Raw genomic sequence first — 18,316 nt, 5'->3', positions numbered from 1 at the left:
CGATGGGTACGGTGGCCGCCATCGGCGCGCGGACCGGCGTGTGCGGACTCGCGCTGGCCGGGGTCGGTGTTGTCGTGGCGGAGGACCCGGACGCCGTTCGCAGGGCCTGGCGGACGCTGCCCGGCACGGTCGGCCTGGTGATCCTCACCGCCGAGGCCGCCGATGCACTGGGGGACGCGGTGACGGCGCCGGCCCCGGCCCGTCCGCTGACGGTGGTGATGCCCGCGTGACCGGGCCGGTCGACGAGCTGGACCCCGTCCGCGCCCAGCTGCTGCGTGCGGCACGAGCCGCTGCCGACGCCACCCTGGACCATGCGCGCGCCGACGCGGCGGACACCCTGCTCGCGGCCCGCACCGCGGCGGAGACCGTGCTCGCGCGGGCCCGCCGGCTCGGCGAGGCGGACGGTGCCGAGGAGGCCGACCGGGAAAGGCTGCGGGCCGCACAGGACGCCTGGGAGACGGAACTCGCGATGCGCGCCGAGGTCTACTCGGCGCTCAGGAGCGGGATCCGCGCGGGCGTACGGCGGGCGCTGAACCGGCAGGGTGCACTCGCCCGGTCACACCTCGCGGACCTGGCACGGGCCACGCTGGGTGCGGAGGCTGACGTCAGGGCCGCCGAGCAGGGCGGGGTGACGGCAGAAGTGCCCGGCCGCCGGGTCGATCTGTCCGCGGACACCCTTGCCGACGGCGCCCTGGCCCGGTTGGGGCAGCGGGCCGAGACCCTCTGGTGGCCGCCGTGATCACTCCTGGCGGCCCAGGACCGGACCGGACCGGCGCGGCCGCACGTGCCCGCGCCGAAGCCGATGCCCCGGCCTCCGGCAGGGGTGACCGCCTCCGCGTCGTCCGGGTGGCCGCCTCCCTCGTGGAGATCGCCTGCCCGCCCACGGTCGCCATGCACGATCTCGTCCTGCTGGGCCGCGCCGGCCTGCTGGGCGAGGTGGTCGCCATCCACGGGGACACCGCCTCCGTCCAGGCTTACGAGTACACCGGCGGGTTGGCACCCGGACACCCGGCGGAGCCCCAGGGGCGGCCGCTGGCGGTGCGGCTGGGCCCGGATCTGCTCGGTGGCGTGTTCGACGGCCTTCTGCGCCCACTTGCGGGTGCGGGAGATCTTCTGACGACGAGCGGGCCGACGGCCACCGAGGCGGCCGTGTGGCCGTTCACACCCCGGGTGATGCGAGGGGAACCGGTAGGGCCGGGTGACGTCCTCGGCGACATCGGCGCCGGTGCCCCGTTGCGGCTTCTGGTGCCCCCGGACCTGTCGGGCGAGGTGACACGGATCGCGTCGGCGGGCGCGTACGCGTCGAACACCCCGCTCGCCGTCGTGGGCGGGGAGGAAGTGCGCATGGCTCAGTCGTGGCCGGTGCGCAAGCCGCGGCCGGTCGGGCGGCGCCTTCCGGCGGACGCGCCGCTGAACACCGGGCAGCGTGCCGTCGACCTGCTCTTCCCCGTGGCCCGCGGCAGCACGGCCGCCGTCCCCGGCGGTTTCGGCACCGGCAAGACCATGCTGCTCCAGCAGATCGCCAAGTGGTGCGACGCGGACGTGATCGTGTACGTCGGCTGCGGCGAGCGCGGCAACGAGATGGCGGACGTCATCGAGGAGTTGGCGGAGCTGGCCGACCCACGGACCGGTGGCCGGCTGGCGGAGCGGACCGTGACGATCGCGAACACCTCGAACATGCCGATGATGGCACGCGAGGCGAGTGTCCACACGGGCGCGACCGTGGCGGAGTACTTCCGCGACATGGGCCTCGACGTCGTCCTCATCGCCGACTCGACCTCCCGGTGGGCGGAGGCGCTGCGCGAGTTCGCGTCCCGCATGGGCGAACTGCCCGCCGAGGAGGGGTACCCGGCTTCGCTCGCCTCCCGACTGGCCGCGTTCTACGAGCGGGCGGCGGCCGTTCGTACGCTGGGCGGCACGACGGGGTCCGTCACGGTCATCGGGGCCGTGTCCCCACCGGGGGGCGACCGCACCGAGCCCGTCACCGCGCACACCGAACGGTTCGTGCGGTGCCTGTGGAGCCTGGACCGCGATCTCGCCTACGCACGGCACTATCCGGCCGTGTCCTGGTCGGAGTCGTTCTCCCGGGACGCGTCCGCGCTGTCGGTCGCACACGCCCGCGCCGGTGACCCCGGGTGGGCCGAGCGCCGCGCACGCGTCGCACGTCAGCTGGCGGAGGCGGACCGGCTGGCCGCCCTCGTCGAGCTGGTCGGGATCACCGCCCTGCCGCCCGGGGAACGGATCAGTGTGCTCGCCGGACGGCTGCTGCGCGAGGCCGTGATCCAGCAGAGCGCGCTGTCCCCGGCCGACACCTACAGCGCCCCGGCGAAGACGGCCGCTCTGGTGGATGCCGTGCTGGCCGTGATCGACCGTTGCCTGGAGGTGGTGGACGCAGGCACCCGGGCCGAGGTAGTCGAGGCGGTCGACTTCGGCCCGTTGCTGCGGGCACGCGAGGTGGCGGGCCCCGCGGAGACAGCCCCCGTGACCGCGGCTCGCGACACCGTGCTGGCCCGGCTCCGGGAGACGGCGTGAGCGGCCCGGTGGAGGTCGAGTACACGGGCGTGCGCGAACTGCGTGGTCCGCTCGTGGTGGTCGAAGGGGTGAGCGGGGTGGGCTGGGACGAGTCCGCCACGATCGTGCTGGCCTCCGGTGAACGGCGCCACGGACTGGTCCTGGAGGTGGACCGCGACCTCGCGGTCGTGCAGGTACTGGAGGACACGGCCGGCATGAACCGCGCCGGCACCCGTGTCGCGTTCTCGGGGTCGCCGATGCGGATGCAGGTCGGCTCCGGGTGGCTGGGGCGGGTGTGCAACGGGCGCGGCGAACCGGCCGACGGCGGACCACCGGTGCTCGGCGGGTCGTACGAGGCGGTCGGCGGCGTGCCGATCAATCCGGTCCGCCGGGAACCGCCGAGCGAGGCGGTGCTCACCGGGGTCGGCGCGGTGGATGTACTGACGACGCTGGTGCGGGGGCAGAAACTGCCGGTGTTCTCGGCCGCCGGGCTGCCGCACCTGGAACTGGCCGTGCAGATCGCGGCCCAGGCGACCTGTGGGGGTGAGCCGTTCGCCGTCGTGTTCGCCGGACTGGGGCTCACCCACGCCGACACGGCGTTCGTCCGCGACGGGCTGGCCGCGCGTTCCGCGGCACGAGAACTCGTCCTGTTCCTCAACACCGCCGACGACCCGGTGATCGAGCGGCTGCTCACTCCGCGACTCGCCCTGACCGTCGCCGAGCACCTGGCGTTCGCCCGGGGCCGCCACGTTCTGGTGGTGATGACGGACATGACGGCCTACTCGGAGGCGCTGCGCGAGGTGTCCGCCGCACGTGGCGAGATACCGGCACGGCGTGCCTACCCCGGCTACCTCTACAGCGATCTGGCCTCTCTCTACGAACGCTGCGGCAGAATCAGGGACCGCCCGGGGTCGGTGACCGTCCTGCCGGTCCTCACCATGCCGGCGGGCGACATCACGCACCCCGTCCCCGACCTCACCGGCTACATCACCGAAGGACAGATCGTACTGTCCGCCGACGTACAGGCGACCGGCACCTACCCGCCCGTCGATCCGCTGGCCTCGCTGTCGCGCCTGATGCGCAGGGGAACCGGGGCGGGACGCACCCGCGCCGATCATCCGGCCGTCGCCGCACAGCTGATCGCAGCGCTGGCCCGGTCCCGGCAGGTCGCGGAACTGGCCGACCTGATCGGCCGCGCCGCGCTCAGTCCGACCGATCTGCGCCACCTGGACCTCCAGGACGCCTTCCGGGACCGCTTTCTGGCACAGTCCGCCCACGAGAACCGCTCCTTGGGCGATTCCCTGGACCGGGCCTGGGAGGTGCTGCTGACCCTGCCGCGCAGCCAACTCGGCATGCTTCCGGCCGACCTGCTCGACGCCCACGCTCCATCCCGGCACGAGGAGCGGGGATGAGTCCGAGGAAACGCGGCGTCGCGACCGGGCGCGCCGGGCGCCTCCGGTTGCGCCGCGGTCTCGCCACGGCGCTTCGCGGAGCGGGCCTGCTCGAACGCAAGCTCCGGCTCCTGCTGGACCGCGAAGCGACGGCACGCCGGGCCGCCGAGGACGCGCGCCGGGTCTGGGAGGAGAAGCTGGCCGACGCGGAGACCTGGCTGTTGCGCGGGGTGCTGCTCTCAGGCGAAGGCGCTCTGGCCGAGGCGGCGCCCGCTGACAAAGCTCGCGTCGAGGTCCGGTGGGCCGCGCTGATGGGCGTACGCCACCCGGCGGCGGTGGAGTGCACGACGCCGGTACGCTCCCCGGCGGAACCGACCCCCTCCAACACCGCGCTCGCTCACGCCGAAACGGCCTACCGCGCCGCGGTCCGCGCGGCGGCGGAGCTCGCCGCTCGTCAGGCAGCCGCCGATCTGCTGGCCGCCGAGGCCGAACGGACACGGCGGCGCGTCCGTGCCCTGCGCAGACACTGGATCCCGCGTCTTCAGGCCGAACTGAGTGCTGTGGAACTGGCGTTGGAGGAGGTGGAGCACGAGGAAGCGGTCCGGCGCCGCTGGGCCGCCGATCGCGCGGACCGGTCCCACGGGCCCGGCTCGTCGACGTAGCTGCTGAACCATACCTGGCACCGGACGGCCGTGGCGTCCAGGGCGGCACGCTGCGCCCCGCGCCTCACCGGCTCGTCGAAGACGACGGCCGGACCGTGCCGGGGCGCAGGGGTCGGCAGGCCTCCGGTGGGGACCAATGGCCCCTGGCAGCCAGGCGCCGCCCGCGCCTTCCATGGAAGTGGCGGCGGCATTCTTCCGCGCCACCGCGCACAAGGAGGTAGGGCGATGTCCGCTCCGGCACCAGCGAGGAGGACGCAGGCCGTCACGTACGCAGGCCCAGGGGTCGCGGGCGCCTGGGTGCGCGCCCGAACGGGCGACGAGATCGTGGCGAGCGGGACCACGGCCGGGGCCGTCGCACGGCACGGCGGGATCGTCGGACTCCACCATCACCACGGGAGCCCGCCCTACGACGTGCGATGGGCCGAGGGCGGACGGGTGGCCCCGTACTCCCCGGGCTCCGATGCGTGTGTCCGGCACCTGGCGAGCGGAGGCGGGCATGTCCGGGCCCGGTGATGGACGGCCGATCGTGGTGGGTGTCGATCCGGATCCCGTCCACCGGATGGCTCTGGCCTGGGCGGCGGACGAGGCCGTGCGCAGACGGCTGCCGTTGCGCGCGGTCCACGTGGAGGGCGTGCCCACGCGGGGCTACCGGGGGCGGGAAGTCCCGCCGTCCTGGGAGGAGTGGAACGAGGCTCTGCACGAGACGGGCCGGCAGGTGCTGGGGCAGGCCGTGGACTTCGTCTCGGCCCGGCACCCGCGGCTCGAGGTCGACGCGCTGCTCGCGGAGGGCGACCCGGTGTGGGTGCTGCGCGAGCAGAGCCGCGACGCCACCGCCGTCGTACTGGGATCGCGGCACCTGAGCCGGAAGCAGGAGGTGTTCGGCTCCGCGTCGGTCGCCCTGCCGGTGATGGCCCGTACGCACTGTCCCCTGGTGGTCGTCCCCGAGCCGGAACATGTCACCGAGGAGCCGGCGTTCTTCGTCGTAGGCGTGGACGGCGGTGAGCACTCCGCCGCCGTGGTCGACGTGGCGTTCGAGGAGGCGGCCCTGCGCGGCGCCCGGCTGCGGGCTCTGCTCGTCCTGGAGCCCGGGCCGCTGAGGGTCTTCGAGGGGCACCAGCCGCAGCAGGAGTGCCGGCGGCTCCTCTCGGAGATCGTGGCGGGACGCAAGGACCGCTTTCCCGAGGTGGACCTGCACCACGAGGTGCTCGCCGGGCACCCCGTCCAGGTGCTCACCGACGCCTCGGCGCACGCGTTGGGCCTGGTGGTGGGGACCCGGGGCCGCGGCGGGTTCACCGGCATGCTGCTGGGCTCGGTCAGCCAGGGCGTGCTGAACCACGCCCGCTGCCCCGTCATCGCCGTACCGACCCGCGAGTGAACCCGGGGTACGAGGGGAACCCGCTCGCTCACGCAGGGCTGCCCCCGTCGGGCGCCACCTGGCTGGACGGCGGCGAGCCGGCCGACGTCACCGCCGTTCGGGCACGATCGCGACCGGACACCGGGCATGGTGCAGGAGTGCGTGGCTCACGCGGCCGAGCCGCAGACCCAAGGCGCCCGTCCGGCGCCGGGCCCCGACGATCACCAGGTCGGCGGCGGCCGACCGGTCCACGAGGACCCTGGCGGCCGGTCCCTCCGGCGTCGCCGGGCGCGTCCGGACATGTGGGCGCTCGGCGATCGCGGCCCTGAGCCGGGCGTCCACGACCGCTGGGGCACTCCCGTCGTACGGGTCCGCCGGCCCTTCGGCGCGTGTCCGGTTGCCGTGCCTGTCGAAGGCGGGCCTGCGCCAGGCATGGACCACGTCGAGGACACAGCCGCGCACCTCGGCCTCCCGGAACGCGAACCGCACGGCCTCGGTACTCGTGTCGTCGGCGTCGCCGACGCCCAGCAGGATCCGCGCACGCGTGCCGGCGAGCCCAGCCGGATCACCCCGGACGACGATCACCGGGCAGTGCGCCCGAGCCGACACGGCCAGACCGACCGACCCGAGAAGCAGTCCCTTCACCTCGCCCCGGCCACGCGAACCCGTCACCAGCGCGGACGCTTGGCCGCCCTCGTGAACGAGGGCGGTGACCGGCTCCTCCGGGAGGACGGCGGTGGTGACCTCGACATCCGGGTTGCGCCGTACGGCGCGATCGGCCGCCGAGGCGACGACGTGCTCGGCCGGCAGCCGCTCGGAGGAGCGCCCCGGGCCCACCGGAGGAGGGCCCGCCTCGTAGCGCTCCCACAGGGAGGCGTACACGAGCCTCATCTGAGCACCGTGGCGCACGGCCTCGTCCACGGCCCAGTCGACCGCCGCCAGAGACACCTCCGATCCGTCGACGCCCACCACCAGAGGGAGTGTCATCGTCCCCACCGCCTTTCCCGGGTGCCGGGGTACCTGAGGTCCCGCTACCGCCCGTCATCCGGCCCGTACGCCTGCCGCACGGAGGCGGCGACCCGGTCGGCCAGTTCCGGGAGCGCCGCCCGTACCGCCTCGCTCAGGCGCGCGCCGAGTTCGACGTCGGCCACCTCCATGGCGTGCACCACCAGGCTCGGCGGCAGCTGGTCGAGGGCCTCCGCCAGGGCGAGGCACTCCCCGAGGCCGAGCGCGTGCGTACTCGCCGCACCCGCTGTCCGGGCGGCCGCTTCCGCCGCGGTGAGGGTGTGCAGCTCTCCCGGCCGGCTCGGCCGTGCGCGGAGCGCTTCCACCACGACCACCGTGTCGGCACCGCGCCACAGGTCGACCATCCGGGCGGGTTCACCGTCGCTGACGGCCAGGACGGTTCCCTCGGGAACCCGCCCCCGCAAGGCCTCCACGGCTGCCGGGCCGATCCCGTCGTCGCCCCGGAAGGGGTTGCCCACGCCGATCACCACGACCCGCCCGCTCACGCGCGTTCCACGGTGACGTCGAGGAAGTGCGCGGCACAGGAGATGCAGGGGTCATGGTTGCGGATGGCCCGTTCGCACAGACGGGTCAGTTCGTCGTCGTCGGCGGCAGGACCGGGCCCGTCGAGGCGAGCCTGGACGGCTCTGCGCACGTCCTCCTCGATGGCCGTCTGGTTCTGCGCCGTGGGCGGGACGATGCGGGCCTCGGTGAGCGTGCCGTCCTCCGTGAGGGCGTAGCGGTGGTACAGCAGGCCCCTGGGCGCCTCGGTGGCCCCGACGCCCACGCCCCGGCGCGGCGGGACCTCGACGGCCGGCCGGGGAGGTCGTTCGTACCCGTCGATGATCCGCAGAGCCTCCTCCACGGCCTGCACCACCTCGACGGCCCGTACGACGATGCTGCGGAAGGGGTTGTCGCAGACGGCACCCGCCGAGGGATCGCCGAGACCGGCATCCCGCGACGCCTCGGCGGCCACGGGATGCAGCCACCGGCCACTGATCGCGTAGCGGGCCAGCGGACCGGTGAGATGGCGGCGGCCGTCGAGCGTGGCCGTCAGGGCGGTGGAGTGGGGCACCTGTCCTTCCCGGACGTGCCGCTCGAACTCCGGGAGGGGGACGGGGCGCGGCGCCCGGCCGCCGTCGCCGGCGGCCATGACGGCGGGTGTTCCGGTGTCGACGGCGTACCGGCCCGGGTCTCGCAGCGCGAACAGGTCGTGGTCGCACACCGCGTCGGGGAACTCGAAGGCCGCCACCCACCGAACGGTCTCCAGGGCGTCGTCCCGGGCCTGCCGCAGCCGTTCGGCCAGAGGGCGCAGCTCGTCCGGCGCAGGCGTCCGGTAGAAGCCGCCGAGCCGGACGTTGACCGGGTGGATGGGGCGGCCGCCGAGCTGCTGGACGATCGCGTTGCCGGCCTGCTTGAGCCTCAGCCCGCGCTCCACGGCGGCTCGTTGGTCGCGGGCGAGGTCCACGACGTCGGCACGCCCCAGGAAGTCCGGGGCGTGCAGGAGGTAGATGTGCAGGGTATGGCTCTCGATCCACTCGCCGCAGTACAGCAGGCGGCGCAGCGGCGCGAGGGGGCCGTCGACGGTGACGCCGCAGGCGTTCTCGATCGCCTGGCAGGCGGTCATCTGGTAGGCGACCGGGCAGATGCCGCAGATGCGGGCGGTGATGTCGGGAGGTTCGGTGTGGCCCCGGCCGGTCAGGAAGGCCTCGAAGAAGCGGGGGGGTTCGTAGATGCGCAGCCGCGTCTCGGCGACCGTGTCACCCTCGACGCGCAGGTGGAGGGCGGCCTCGCCTTCCACCCTGGCCAGCGCGTCCAGCCGCAGGACGCGGGTTCCGCGATGGTTCATGCGAGCCTTTCCGGGCGGGGGTCCGTCAGGCCGGAGGGCCTTGTCGCTCCTCGGCCGTGAGGTCGGGTACGGGGGCATATTCCGGCGACGCGGCGTGGAAGGTGCGGAAGACACGCTGGATGTCCCGGTCGCTCATCCCGTCGTGACGCAACTGGGCGATCATGGAGCGCAGATCGGGCTTGCTCGACGGTCCGAAGCAGCCGTAGCAGCCTCGTCCGTAGGCGGGGCAGAGGGCACCGCAGCCGGCGTGTGTGACCGGGCCGAGACAGGGGGTGCCGTGGGCCACGGTGACGCAGGTGGTGCCGCGCCTCTTGCACTCGAAGCAGACGCTCTGGTCGGAGATCTGGGGTTTGCGACGGGCCAGGTAGGCGTTGATGACTTCGAGGAGCTGGCGACTGTCGATCGGGCACCCGCGAAGTTCGAAGTCGACCGGCACGTGGGCCGAGACCGGCGTCGAGGTCTCCAGGGTGGCGATGTACTCCGGCCGGGCGTAGACGGCGGCGAGGAAGTCGTCGACTTCGGCGAAGTTGCGCAGTGCCTGGATGCCGCCCGCGGTGGCGCAGGCCCCGATGGTCACCAGGTACCGGGAGACGCGGCGGACGTGCTGGATCCGCTCGGCGTCCTCGGCGGTGGTGACCGACCCTTCGACCAGGGAGAGGTCGTACGGTCCCCTGCCCTCCGGCCGCGCGCGTTCCCCGTGGGCGCCCTCGGCCGGGGTCATCTCCAGGAAGTGGTCGATCCGTACGCGCTCGGTGAGGCCGAGGAGTTCGTCCTCGCAGTCCAGCAGAGTCAGCTGGCAACCGTCGCAGGAGGCGAACTTCCACACGGCGAGCCTGGGCCGCGTGCGGATGACCGGACCGAGGTCGGTGGCCATGTCACAACTCCCTCACGAGCAGCGGGCGTTCCGCACGGTCGTAGCCGACGACGGGCCCGTCGCGGCACAGCAGGAGCGGGCCGAGCTGGCAGTGGCCGCAGTGGCCGGTGGCGCACCGCATGTTGCGTTCCAGGGACACCTGGATGCGGTGCGGCGCGAGGTCCCGCGCCACGAGGTCGCGGGCGGTGTGACGCATCATCACCTCGGGCCCGCACATCAGTGCGCAGGTCCGTTCCGGCCGCAGTTCGAGGCGGTTCAGCAGCGTGGTGACCACGCCCACGGCGCCCTCCCAGCCAGGGGCGGGCCGGTCGACGGTCACCTCCGCCCGGGCCCGGGCGCGCCAGCTCTCGACCTCGTCGCGGTAGAGCAGATCGGCGGGGCTACGGGTGCCGACGAGGACCGTGAGCGGGCCGTACGCCTGCTGCCGGTCAAGGACGGCGTGGACGACGGGCCGCAACGGTGCCAGACCGATGCCGCCGGCGACGACCAGGACATCGCGGCCGACCGCCGCTTCGAGGTCCCAGCCGGTGCCGTACGGCCCGCTGAGTCCGACGCTCTCACCCGGGCGCAGCCGGCAGAGGGCGGCGGAAACAGCACCCACCGCTCGCACGGTGTGTACGAGCCCTCCGTGGCGGCCCTGCAGGGCGCTGGCGGAGATGGGCACCTCACCGACCCCGAACGCGTAGATCATCGCGAACTGCCCTGGTGCGAAAGGCGGGAGTTCCCGTCCGGCCGGCACGAGCTCGATCGACCGGGTGTCGCCGGTCTCGTCCCTGACGTCGGCGACCCGGTACGGGAGCGGGGGTGTGACGGTGCTCATGGCGGCTCCGGCGCCGATGCCGGCTCCGCCGACTGGGTCCAGTCGTGCAGGGCGGCCGCTTCCTCGGTGATGTCGATGCCGACCGGGCACCACACGATGCAGCGTCCGCAGCCCACGCAGCCGGACGAGCCGAACTGGTCGTACCAGGTGCCGAGTTTGTGGGTCAGCCACTGGCGGTAGCGGCTTCGTGCGGAGGCGCGGACGGGGCCGCCGTGCAGCTGGGAGAAGTCCAGGTCGAAGCAGGAGTCCCACAGCCGCCATCGCTCGGCGTGGTCGCCGGTGAGGTCGGTGACGTCCTCGGTGGTGGTGCAGAAGCAGGTGGGGCACACCATGGTGCAGTTGCCACAGGTCAGGCACCGCCCTGCGACGTCGTCCCAGCGGGGGGCGTCGAGTGTTCCGGCCATCAGCTCCCGCAGGTCGGCTTCGGGCATGGTCCGGCCCATGCGGTCCGCGGCGGCCGTGACGCCCGCGCGAGCCGTCCCCCGGGTGTCAGGGTCGGCCGGGCGGCCGGGCAGTTCGGCCAGGATCGCCGCGCCCTCCCCGCTGCCGCTGCGTACCCAGAAGCGGTGGCCGTCCTCGTCGACCACTTCGGTCATCACCAGGTCGTAGCCGGGGCCGGCAGCGGGTCCGGTGCCCATGGAGACGCAGAAGCAGGTGGCGCCGGGCTCCGTGCACTCGACCACGATCAGCAGTGCCCCGGAACGCCTCCCCTCGTAGCCGGGATCGCGGTACGCCCCACCGGTCAGCACACGGTCCTGGACGGCGACGGCCCGCAGATCGCAGGGGCGCACACCGAGGAACGCGTACCGGGGCGGCGTGGGCCGGTCGGCGGTGATGAGCAGATCGCCGTCCACCTGGTCGGCGCTCCACTCCCGCACCCGTGCCGGGTGCAGGAAGGACTTCCACGACTGGGGACCCGCCGCGTTCGCGAAGGCCGCGCCGTCCGGCCGCTCCCGCAGCCGGTACCGCCCGGCTTCCAGCTCCACACCCCATCCGTACGGCAACTCCTCGGCCGACCGCAGTTCCGCGAGCACGATGGCACCGTCCCGCGCGGTGGGTCCGACCACGGTGAAGCCGCGGCGGATCAGCGTGTCCACGAGCGCGGTCATGCCGTCCTTGCCCATGACGAGTTCGCCGGACGCGGGCGGCCGGGTGGCGTGCACATCGGCGTCGGTGCCCATGACCGACCTCCTTCGGCGCAGCGGACGGCGTGCGGAACCCCGCCCTTCCCCTCAGACCTACGATCCCAGCATTTCCGCTGTGCCGCCGCGTCGGCAGAGCCACCTGGACACGACGCGGGGCCCATTGGTCCCGCAGTCGGCGGTCGGCCCAGGAACAGGGACGAACGTCCCCTGGCGTGCACGGGTGGTGCGGCGGTGTCATGGAGACGGACCGACCCGAGAGTCATCGCACCCGGCACCCAGGTATCCCATGAACGACCGCCCCTCCGCCACGGCACGACCGCGTCGCACGATCACGGCCGGTGCGCCGCCGCGGCTCGAACCCGTCCTGCTGGCCGTGACCGCGGCGGCCCTGGTCGCCGGTGGCATCGCCTGGCTCATGGACGCCGGTGACCTGGCCGATCTCTTCTGGGGACTGGGCACCCTGTTCGCCCTCGTCCCCGCGGTGGGATGGGTGCTGGCCGCGCTGAGACGGCGCCGCGCAGGTGTGGACCTCATCGCCGTTCTCGCGCTCGGCGGCACCCTGGCCGTGCACCAGTACCTGGCCGGTGCCCTGATCGCGCTGATGCTGGCCACCGGCCGCACCCTGGAGGCCGCGGCCCGGCGACGCGCCTCGCACGACCTGCGCACGCTGCTGGAACACGCGCCGCGCTCCGCACGCCGCCGTACGCGCGGCGGGGTGGCCGTGGTGCCGCTGGCGGAGGTCGCCGCCGGTGACCTGCTCGTCGTCGGCCCCGGTGAGGTGGTTCCGGTCGACGGCCGTGTGGAGAGCGCCGCCGCGGTCCTCGACGAGTCGGTGCTGACCGGTGAGCCCCTGCAGGTCGAGCGGGCAGGCGGGGAACCCGTACGCAGCGGCGTGGTCAACGCCGGAAGCGCCTTCGAGATGCGGGCCACGGCCACGGAGCAGGACAGCACGTACGCCGGGATCGTGCGGCTGGCCCGGCAGGCCGGTGCCGGGTCAGCGCCGGTCCTGCGGCTGGCGGACCGGTACGCGGCCTGGTTCCTGCCGCTGTCCCTGGCGGTGGCGGGACTGGCGTGGCTGATCAGCGGGTCGGCCGTACGAGCGGTCGCCGTACTGGTGGTCGCCACGCCGTGCCCGCTGCTGCTGGCCGCGCCGGTCGCCATCGTCTCCGGCCTCTCCCGTGCTTCCCGCATCGGCGTGGTCATCAGCGACGGCGGCGCCCTGGAGAACCTGGGCCGCGCCCGTACCGTCCTGCTCGACAAGACCGGCACCCTCACCCGCGGCCGACCCCGTGTCGTCGACGTCACCGCCGCCCCCGGCGTCAGACCCGCGGAGGTCCTGCGTCTGGCGGCCTCCGTCGACCAGTACTCGCCCCATGTGCTGGCCCAGGCCGTCGTCGAAGCCGCCCGGGACCGCGGGCTCCACCTGTCGACCCCCGGCGACGTCACCGAGGAACCGGGCAGGGGGGCCACCGGCATCGCCGACGGGCACCGGCTCGCCATCGGCCGTATCCCCGACGGCGCGGACCGGCCGGCCTGGGCCCGGGCGGTCGACAGGCGCGCCCTCCTCGACGGCGCGGCCGTCGCCTGGCTCACCCTCGACGGACACCTGGCCGGTGCCGTCCTGCTGCGCGACCCGCTGCGCCCCGACGCACCGCGCACGCTGCGCCACCTGCGGGCGGCGGGCTTCACGCGGCTGCTGATGCTCACCGGGGACCGTGCCGCACCCGCCCGCGAAGTCGCCGCCGTCCTCGGTCTGGACGACGTGCGGGCCGAGATGTCCCCCGCCGACAAGGTCGCCGCCGTACGGGCCGAGAGCGAGCACGCGGTCACGGTGATGGTGGGCGACGGTGTCAACGACGCGCCCGCCCTCGCCGCCGCGGACATCGGCGTCGCCATGGGCGCACGTGGCTCGACCGCCTCCTCCGAAGCCGCGGACATCATCCTGACCACCGATCGTGTCGACCGCCTCGCCGACGCCGTCGCCATCGCCCAGCGCGCGCGGCGCATCGCCGTCCAGAGCGCCCTCGGCGGCATGCTGATGTCCCTGGGGGCGATGGCCGCGGCCGCGGCCGGCCTGCTCCCGCCGGCCGCCGGCGCGCTGCTCCAGGAGGGCATCGACGTGGCCGTCATCCTCAACGCCCTGCGCGCCCTGCGAGTCGGCCAGGCCACGCGGCCGGCCCTCGCTCCCGCCACGGAGGACCTCATCCACCGTTTCGCCGCCGAGCACGAAGGCCTTCAGGACGTCCTCGAATCCGTCCGCGTCACCGCCGACCAGCTCTCCGACTCCCCCGGCCCCCAGGCTCTGGAGGCCGTCGAGGACACCCACCGGCTGCTCGTCGAACGGCTCCTCCCGCACGAGTACGCCGAGGAGCACGAGCTGTACCCGGCCCTCGCCCGGACGCTCGGCGGACCGGAGGTCACCGCCACCATGAGCCGTGCCCACATCGAGATAGGACGTCTCTCCCGCCGCATCGCCACCCATCTGCAACTCGCCCGCGCAGGCGGCGGTCTCTCCCCCGAGCAACTCGACGACCTGCGCTCCTGTCTGTACGGCCTGAACACGGTGCTGCGCCTGCACTTCACCCAGGAGGAGGAGAACTACTTCTCCCTGGCTCCCTGAGCGAGGGCATCGTCAGCCTCCTCGCTCCGTCCCGGCAGGCGGGAAGGACGAGGCGGATCCGAGCCGTCCGGCCGGGGACGGGGGCCCTTCGACCCATGCGGACAGGACGAGCCGGGCGGATGGTTGGAAAGGACCCGGAGGAAGGAGGAGCCGCATGCCGTGGGAGACGATCCGGAAGGACACCCCGCTGCGCGTCGCCCCGCATCTGCGTGACTACGACGAGGAGTGCGCGGGCTTCTCGTGGCAGGAGGCCCGCCGCAGGATGCAGGGGCTGCCCGACGGACGGGGACTGAACATCGCGCACGAGGCGGTGGACCGGCACGCGGCATCGGACCGGGCCACGGCGGTCGCGCTGCGCTGTGTCGGGCGGGACGACTCCGTCACCACGGTGACCTACGGGGAGCTGGCCCGCTCGACGGCACGGTTCGCCAACGTGCTCCGCGGCCTCGGGATCGGTTACGGCGACCGGGTGGTGACGCTGCTGGGGCGCTGCCCGGAGCTCTGCACCGTGGTCCTCGGCACGCTGAAGAACACCAGTGTCCTGTGCCCTCTGTTCTCCGCCTTCGGACCCGACCCGGTGTTCCAGCGGATGACGCTGGGGGACGCACAGGTGCTGGTCACCACGGCGGACCTGTACCGGAAGAAGGTCGCCGGGCGGCGCGACGCACTCGCCGCCCTGCGCCACGTGCTGATCGTCGGCGAGGGTGCGGACGGCCTGCCCGGCACGCTGTCCCTCACCGCGCTGATGGCCGGCGCGGCCGACACCTTCACGATCCCCCCGACCTCACCCCACGACATGGCCCTGCTGCACTTCACGAGCGGCACGACCGGCGTCCCCAAGGGCGCGGTGCACGTCCACGAGGCGGCCGTCGCCCACTACACGACCGCGCGGTACGCCCTCGACCTCCACGAGGACGACGTGTTCTGGTGCACCGCGGACCCGGGCTGGGTCACCGGCATGTCCTACGGAATCCTCGCCCCCCTCATGCACGGCGTGACCGTCGTGGTGGACGAGGGCGACTACGACGCCCGCCGCTGGTACCGGATCCTCGCCGGACAGCGGGTGAGCGTCTGGTACACGGCGCCGACAGCTCTGCGCATGCTGATGCGGACGACGCCGAGGACGGGCCCGTACGACCTGCCGCGTTCCTTCGACCTGAGTGCGCTGCGGTTCATCGCCTCGGTCGGCGAGCCGCTCAATCCGGAGGCGGTGGTGTGGGGTCGGGACGTGCTCGGCCTGCCGGTGCACGACAACTGGTGGCAGACCGAGACCGGCGCCATCATGATCGCCAACTTCGCCGGCTGCGACATCCGGCCGGGCTCGATGGGGCGGCCGCTGCCCGGTGTGGAGGCGGCGGTGCTGAGGCGCGGAGAGGAGGGCCGGGCCGAGGTCGCCGACGGGCACGTCACCGTCCTGGAGGAGCCCGGCGTGGAGGGGGAACTGGCGCTCCGGCCCGGCTGGCCGTCCATGTTCCGCGGCTACCTGCACGACGAACCCCGCAGTGCGGCGGCCTTCGCGGACGGCTGGTACCTCACCGGCGACGTCGTGCGGCGCGACACCGACGGCTGGTACTGGTTCGTCGGGCGCGCCGACGACGTCATCAAGTCGGCAGGGCACCTCATCGGGCCGTTCGAGGTCGAGAGCGCGCTGATGGAGCATCCGGCGGTGGCCGAGTCCGGGGTCATCGGCCGGCCCGACCCCGTGGCGGGGAACATCGTCAAGGCGTTCGTCACGCTGCGGCCCGGCTTCGAAGCGAGCAGCGCGACCCGGCGGGATCTGCTGGCCTTCGCCAGGCGCCGGCTGGGCCCGGCCGTGGCGCCCCGCGAGATCGCCTTCGACCAGCACCTGCCGCACACCCGCAGCGGCAAGGTCATGCGCCGCCTGCTGCGGACACGGGAACTCGGGCTGCCCGAGGGTGACATCTCCACCCTGGAGGAGCCCGCTTCCCGGGCCGCCTCCGCGGTGAGGACGGAGCAGCCCGCATGACCACCACACGCAGCCCCCGCGCACCACGGCCCGCCGCCCGGCCGGACCGCCGGGCCGCACACCGCCTGGCCCTGCTGGAATCCATGCTGCGCGTCCGCCGGTTCGAGGAACGCTGTGTGGAGCTGTACAGCGCGGCACGCATCCGGGGCTTCATGCATCTCTACATCGGCGAGGAAGCCGTGGCCGTCGGCGTCGAGGAGGCTCTCACGGACGACGACGCGGTCGTGTCGACGTACCGCGATCACGGGCACGCGCTCGCCCGCGGCGTCCCGGCCGAGGCGATCATGGCGGAGATGTTCGGCAAGGTCACCGGCTGCAGCCGAGGCCGCGGCGGCTCGATGCACCTCTTCGACGCCGGCCGCCGTTTCTACGGCGGCAACGCGATCGTCGGCGGCGGGCTCCCCCTCGCGGCCGGCCTCGCCCTCGCCGACCGCATGACCGGACGCGACCGCGTCACCTGCTGCTTCTTCGGCGACGGCGCCTTCGCCGAGGGCGAGTTCCACGAGACCGCCAACCTCGCCGCGCTCTGGCGGCTGCCCCTGCTGCTGGTCTGCGAGAACAACCTGTACGCGATGGGCACGGCGCTGGCCCGCCATCAGGCCCAGAGCGACCTCGCGCTGCGCGCCGCCGCGTACGGCATGGTCTCCTGGGCCGTCGACGGCATGGACGTCCTCGCCGTCGAGGAGGCCGCCCGGCGGGCCGCCGAAGGGGTACGTGCCGGAACCGGGCCGCACTTCCTGGAGATGCGCACGTACCGGTTCCGCGCCCACTCCATGTACGACTCCGACCGCTACCGCGACAAGGCCGAGATCGAGCACTGGAAGGAGCGTGACCCGGTGGAGGGGCTCGCCCGGCGGCTGCGCGATGCGAAGGAGCTGTCCGACGCGGCCCGCACCGCCTTGGAGGACCGTCTGGCCGCCGAGATCGACGCGGCCGTGGAAGCGGCCGAGCAGGCTCCGGAGGAGTCCGTCGAGGATCTGCCGAAGTACGTCACCAGCCCGGTGGCGGTGACCCGGCCATGACCACGACGCACACGCGTACCGCCCGGGCCGCCGCGCCCTCCGACGGGAGGACGACCTACCGGGAGGCCATGCGTGAGGCCATCCGCGAGGCGCTGCGCGGCGACGAGCGGGTTTTCCTGATGGGCGAGGACGTCGGCCGGTACGGCGGCTGCTTCGGCGTCAGCCTCGGCCTGCTGGAGGAGTTCGGGCCCGAACGGATACGCGACGCCCCGCTGTCGGAGTCGGCGTTCGTCGGTGCGGGCATCGGTGCCGCCCTGGCGGGCATGCGGCCGATCGTCGAGATCATGACGGTCAATTTCAGCCTGCTGGCACTCGACCAGATCCTCAACAACGCGGCGACCCTGCTGCACATGTCGGGCGGCCAGCTGTCCGTGCCGATCGTGATCCGCATGACCACGGGTGCGGGCCGGCAGCTCGCGGCCCAGCACTCGCACAGCCTGGAGGGCTGGTACGCGCACATCCCCGGCCTGCGGGTCCTCGCCCCGGCGACTCTCACCGACGCCCGGTACATGCTGGCCCCCGCGCTCGCCGACCCCGACCCGGTGCTGATCTTCGAGCACGGCACCCTGTACAACGTCCCTGGCGACCTGCCCGCCGGCGCCGGACCGGTCGACATCGACCACGCGGCGGTCCGGCGGCCCGGCACGGACGTCTCGCTGATCACGTACGGCGGCTCCCTGCCCAAGGCACTGGCCGCCGCCGACGACCTCGCGAGCGGCGGTGTCAGCGCCGAGGTCGTCGATCTGCGCACGCTGCGTCTCCTGGACGACGCGACCGTGGGCGCCTCGGTGGCCCGCACCCACCGCGCCGTCGTCGTCGACGAGGGCTGGCGCTCCGGCAGCCTCGCCGCGGAGATCTCGGCGCGGCTCATGGAACAGCACTTCTACGACCTCGACGCCCCCGTCGAGCGGGTGTGCAGCGCCGAGGTGCCCGTACCCTACGCGAGCAGGCTGGAGCAGGCCGCGCTTCCCCGGGTCGACACGATCGTCGCGGCCGCGCACCGCGCCGTGGGCGAACCGGTGCCGGGCGGAACCGACGGGGAGGAACGGCTACCGGTGACGGGAAGGCCGGGCTGA

The 18,316-nt window shown here is 73.7% G+C and carries 17 protein-coding genes; 11 read left to right on the top strand and 6 right to left on the bottom strand.

Annotated elements, in window-relative coordinates; genetic code table 11:
- Window positions 1–2: 2 nt before the first annotated feature.
- The 7 genes from ACWCV3_RS10265 to ACWCV3_RS10235 all read left to right on the top strand — a co-directional run bounded on the left by ACWCV3_RS10265 (window position 3) and on the right by ACWCV3_RS10235 (window position 5,939).
- Window positions 3–230 (top strand): V-type ATP synthase subunit F, encoded by a 228-nt coding sequence (locus tag ACWCV3_RS10265; RefSeq protein WP_451221230.1) that lies wholly within the window; start codon window positions 3–5, stop codon window positions 228–230.
- Window positions 227–739: a hypothetical protein gene (locus tag ACWCV3_RS10260; RefSeq protein WP_451221227.1), complete on the top strand. Its 513-nt coding sequence runs from the start codon at window positions 227–229 to the stop codon at window positions 737–739. The genes ACWCV3_RS10265 and ACWCV3_RS10260 overlap by 4 nt, the downstream gene beginning before the upstream one ends.
- Entirely contained in the window at window positions 736–2,532 is a 1,797-nt protein-coding gene (locus tag ACWCV3_RS10255) for a V-type ATP synthase subunit A (protein WP_451221224.1), read from the top strand. The genes ACWCV3_RS10260 and ACWCV3_RS10255 overlap by 4 nt, the downstream gene beginning before the upstream one ends.
- Window positions 2,529–3,923 (top strand): V-type ATP synthase subunit B, encoded by a 1,395-nt coding sequence (locus ACWCV3_RS10250; protein WP_451221221.1) that lies wholly within the window; start codon window positions 2,529–2,531, stop codon window positions 3,921–3,923. Before ACWCV3_RS10255 ends, ACWCV3_RS10250 begins: the two co-directional genes overlap by 4 nt.
- On the top strand, window positions 3,920–4,564 hold the full coding sequence (locus ACWCV3_RS10245) for a V-type ATP synthase subunit D (RefSeq protein WP_451221219.1): 645 nt from the start codon (window positions 3,920–3,922) through the stop codon (window positions 4,562–4,564). The genes ACWCV3_RS10250 and ACWCV3_RS10245 overlap by 4 nt, the downstream gene beginning before the upstream one ends.
- A 225-nt stretch (window positions 4,565–4,789) precedes the next feature.
- Complete coding sequence (locus tag ACWCV3_RS10240) at window positions 4,790–5,077, top strand: DUF1918 domain-containing protein (protein WP_451221216.1); 288 nt, start codon at window positions 4,790–4,792, stop codon at window positions 5,075–5,077.
- Window positions 5,061–5,939: a universal stress protein gene (locus tag ACWCV3_RS10235; RefSeq protein ID WP_451221213.1), complete on the top strand. Its 879-nt coding sequence runs from the start codon at window positions 5,061–5,063 to the stop codon at window positions 5,937–5,939. Before ACWCV3_RS10240 ends, ACWCV3_RS10235 begins: the two co-directional genes overlap by 17 nt.
- A gap of 87 nt (window positions 5,940–6,026) precedes the next feature.
- Here ACWCV3_RS10235 and ACWCV3_RS10230 read toward each other — a convergent pair whose 3' ends face one another.
- The 6 genes from ACWCV3_RS10230 to ACWCV3_RS10205 are packed head-to-tail and all read right to left on the bottom strand — an operon-like array spanning window position 6,027 to window position 11,647.
- The gene (locus ACWCV3_RS10230; protein WP_451221210.1) at window positions 6,027–6,905 is read right to left on the bottom strand and encodes a universal stress protein; all 879 of its coding nucleotides are present in this window, start codon (window positions 6,903–6,905) and stop codon (window positions 6,027–6,029) included.
- A gap of 44 nt (window positions 6,906–6,949) precedes the next feature.
- Complete coding sequence (locus ACWCV3_RS10225; protein ID WP_451221207.1) at window positions 6,950–7,429, bottom strand: hydrogenase maturation protease; 480 nt, start codon at window positions 7,427–7,429, stop codon at window positions 6,950–6,952.
- Window positions 7,426–8,772 carry a Ni/Fe hydrogenase subunit alpha gene (locus ACWCV3_RS10220; RefSeq protein ID WP_451221204.1) on the bottom strand — a complete coding sequence of 449 codons (1,347 nt, stop codon included), beginning with the start codon at window positions 8,770–8,772 and terminating at the stop codon, window positions 7,426–7,428. The genes ACWCV3_RS10225 and ACWCV3_RS10220 overlap by 4 nt, the downstream gene beginning before the upstream one ends.
- 25 nt (window positions 8,773–8,797) lie before the next feature.
- On the bottom strand, window positions 8,798–9,646 hold the full coding sequence (locus ACWCV3_RS10215) for an NADH-quinone oxidoreductase subunit B family protein (RefSeq protein ID WP_451221201.1): 849 nt from the start codon (window positions 9,644–9,646) through the stop codon (window positions 8,798–8,800).
- Between the two features lies 1 nt (window position 9,647).
- A complete protein-coding gene (locus ACWCV3_RS10210; protein WP_451221198.1) occupies window positions 9,648–10,466 on the bottom strand; it encodes an FAD/NAD(P)-binding protein in 819 nt (272 codons plus the stop codon).
- Complete coding sequence (locus tag ACWCV3_RS10205) at window positions 10,463–11,647, bottom strand: 4Fe-4S dicluster domain-containing protein (RefSeq protein ID WP_451221195.1); 1,185 nt, start codon at window positions 11,645–11,647, stop codon at window positions 10,463–10,465. The genes ACWCV3_RS10210 and ACWCV3_RS10205 overlap by 4 nt, the downstream gene beginning before the upstream one ends.
- A gap of 250 nt (window positions 11,648–11,897) precedes the next feature.
- Here ACWCV3_RS10205 and ACWCV3_RS10200 point away from each other — a divergent pair, with 250 nt between their 5' ends.
- The 4 genes from ACWCV3_RS10200 to ACWCV3_RS10185 all read left to right on the top strand — a co-directional run bounded on the left by ACWCV3_RS10200 (window position 11,898) and on the right by ACWCV3_RS10185 (window position 18,316).
- Window positions 11,898–14,231, top strand: coding sequence for a heavy metal translocating P-type ATPase (locus tag ACWCV3_RS10200; protein WP_451221193.1), 2,334 nt, complete (start codon window positions 11,898–11,900; stop codon window positions 14,229–14,231).
- 154 nt (window positions 14,232–14,385) lie between these two features.
- A complete protein-coding gene (gene acsA, locus ACWCV3_RS10195) occupies window positions 14,386–16,218 on the top strand; it encodes an acetate--CoA ligase (RefSeq protein WP_451221190.1) in 1,833 nt (610 codons plus the stop codon).
- Window positions 16,215–17,240 (top strand): pyruvate dehydrogenase (acetyl-transferring) E1 component subunit alpha, encoded by a 1,026-nt coding sequence (gene pdhA, locus ACWCV3_RS10190; RefSeq protein WP_451221188.1) that lies wholly within the window; start codon window positions 16,215–16,217, stop codon window positions 17,238–17,240. The genes acsA and pdhA overlap by 4 nt, the downstream gene beginning before the upstream one ends.
- On the top strand, window positions 17,237–18,316 hold the full coding sequence (locus ACWCV3_RS10185) for an alpha-ketoacid dehydrogenase subunit beta (RefSeq protein WP_451221185.1): 1,080 nt from the start codon (window positions 17,237–17,239) through the stop codon (window positions 18,314–18,316). Before pdhA ends, ACWCV3_RS10185 begins: the two co-directional genes overlap by 4 nt.

It is taken from the genome of Streptomyces sp. NPDC001781 (assembly GCF_053596035.1).
This window is presented reverse-complemented; position numbering and strand designations above follow the sequence as displayed.

Bases quoted from the DNA above. Each gene is read 5' to 3' on its own strand.
- ACWCV3_RS10265 (WP_451221230.1), top strand. From the start codon at position 3: ATGGGTACGGTGGCCGCCATCGGCGCGCGGACCGGCGTGTGCGGACTC.
- ACWCV3_RS10245 (WP_451221219.1), top strand. From the start codon at position 3,920: ATGAGTCCGAGGAAACGCGGCGTCGCGACCGGGCGCGCCGGGCGCCTC.
- ACWCV3_RS10240 (WP_451221216.1), top strand. From the start codon at position 4,790: ATGTCCGCTCCGGCACCAGCGAGGAGGACGCAGGCCGTCACGTACGCA.
- ACWCV3_RS10235 (WP_451221213.1), top strand. From the start codon at position 5,061: ATGTCCGGGCCCGGTGATGGACGGCCGATCGTGGTGGGTGTCGATCCG.
- ACWCV3_RS10230 (WP_451221210.1), bottom strand. From the start codon at position 6,905: ATGACACTCCCTCTGGTGGTGGGCGTCGACGGATCGGAGGTGTCTCTG.
- ACWCV3_RS10220 (WP_451221204.1), bottom strand. From the start codon at position 8,772: ATGAACCATCGCGGAACCCGCGTCCTGCGGCTGGACGCGCTGGCCAGG.
- ACWCV3_RS10215 (WP_451221201.1), bottom strand. From the start codon at position 9,646: ATGGCCACCGACCTCGGTCCGGTCATCCGCACGCGGCCCAGGCTCGCC.
- ACWCV3_RS10210 (WP_451221198.1), bottom strand. From the start codon at position 10,466: ATGAGCACCGTCACACCCCCGCTCCCGTACCGGGTCGCCGACGTCAGG.
- ACWCV3_RS10205 (WP_451221195.1), bottom strand. From the start codon at position 11,647: ATGGGCACCGACGCCGATGTGCACGCCACCCGGCCGCCCGCGTCCGGC.
- ACWCV3_RS10200 (WP_451221193.1), top strand. From the start codon at position 11,898: ATGAACGACCGCCCCTCCGCCACGGCACGACCGCGTCGCACGATCACG.
- acsA (WP_451221190.1), top strand. From the start codon at position 14,386: ATGCCGTGGGAGACGATCCGGAAGGACACCCCGCTGCGCGTCGCCCCG.
- pdhA (WP_451221188.1), top strand. From the start codon at position 16,215: ATGACCACCACACGCAGCCCCCGCGCACCACGGCCCGCCGCCCGGCCG.
- ACWCV3_RS10185 (WP_451221185.1), top strand. From the start codon at position 17,237: ATGACCACGACGCACACGCGTACCGCCCGGGCCGCCGCGCCCTCCGAC.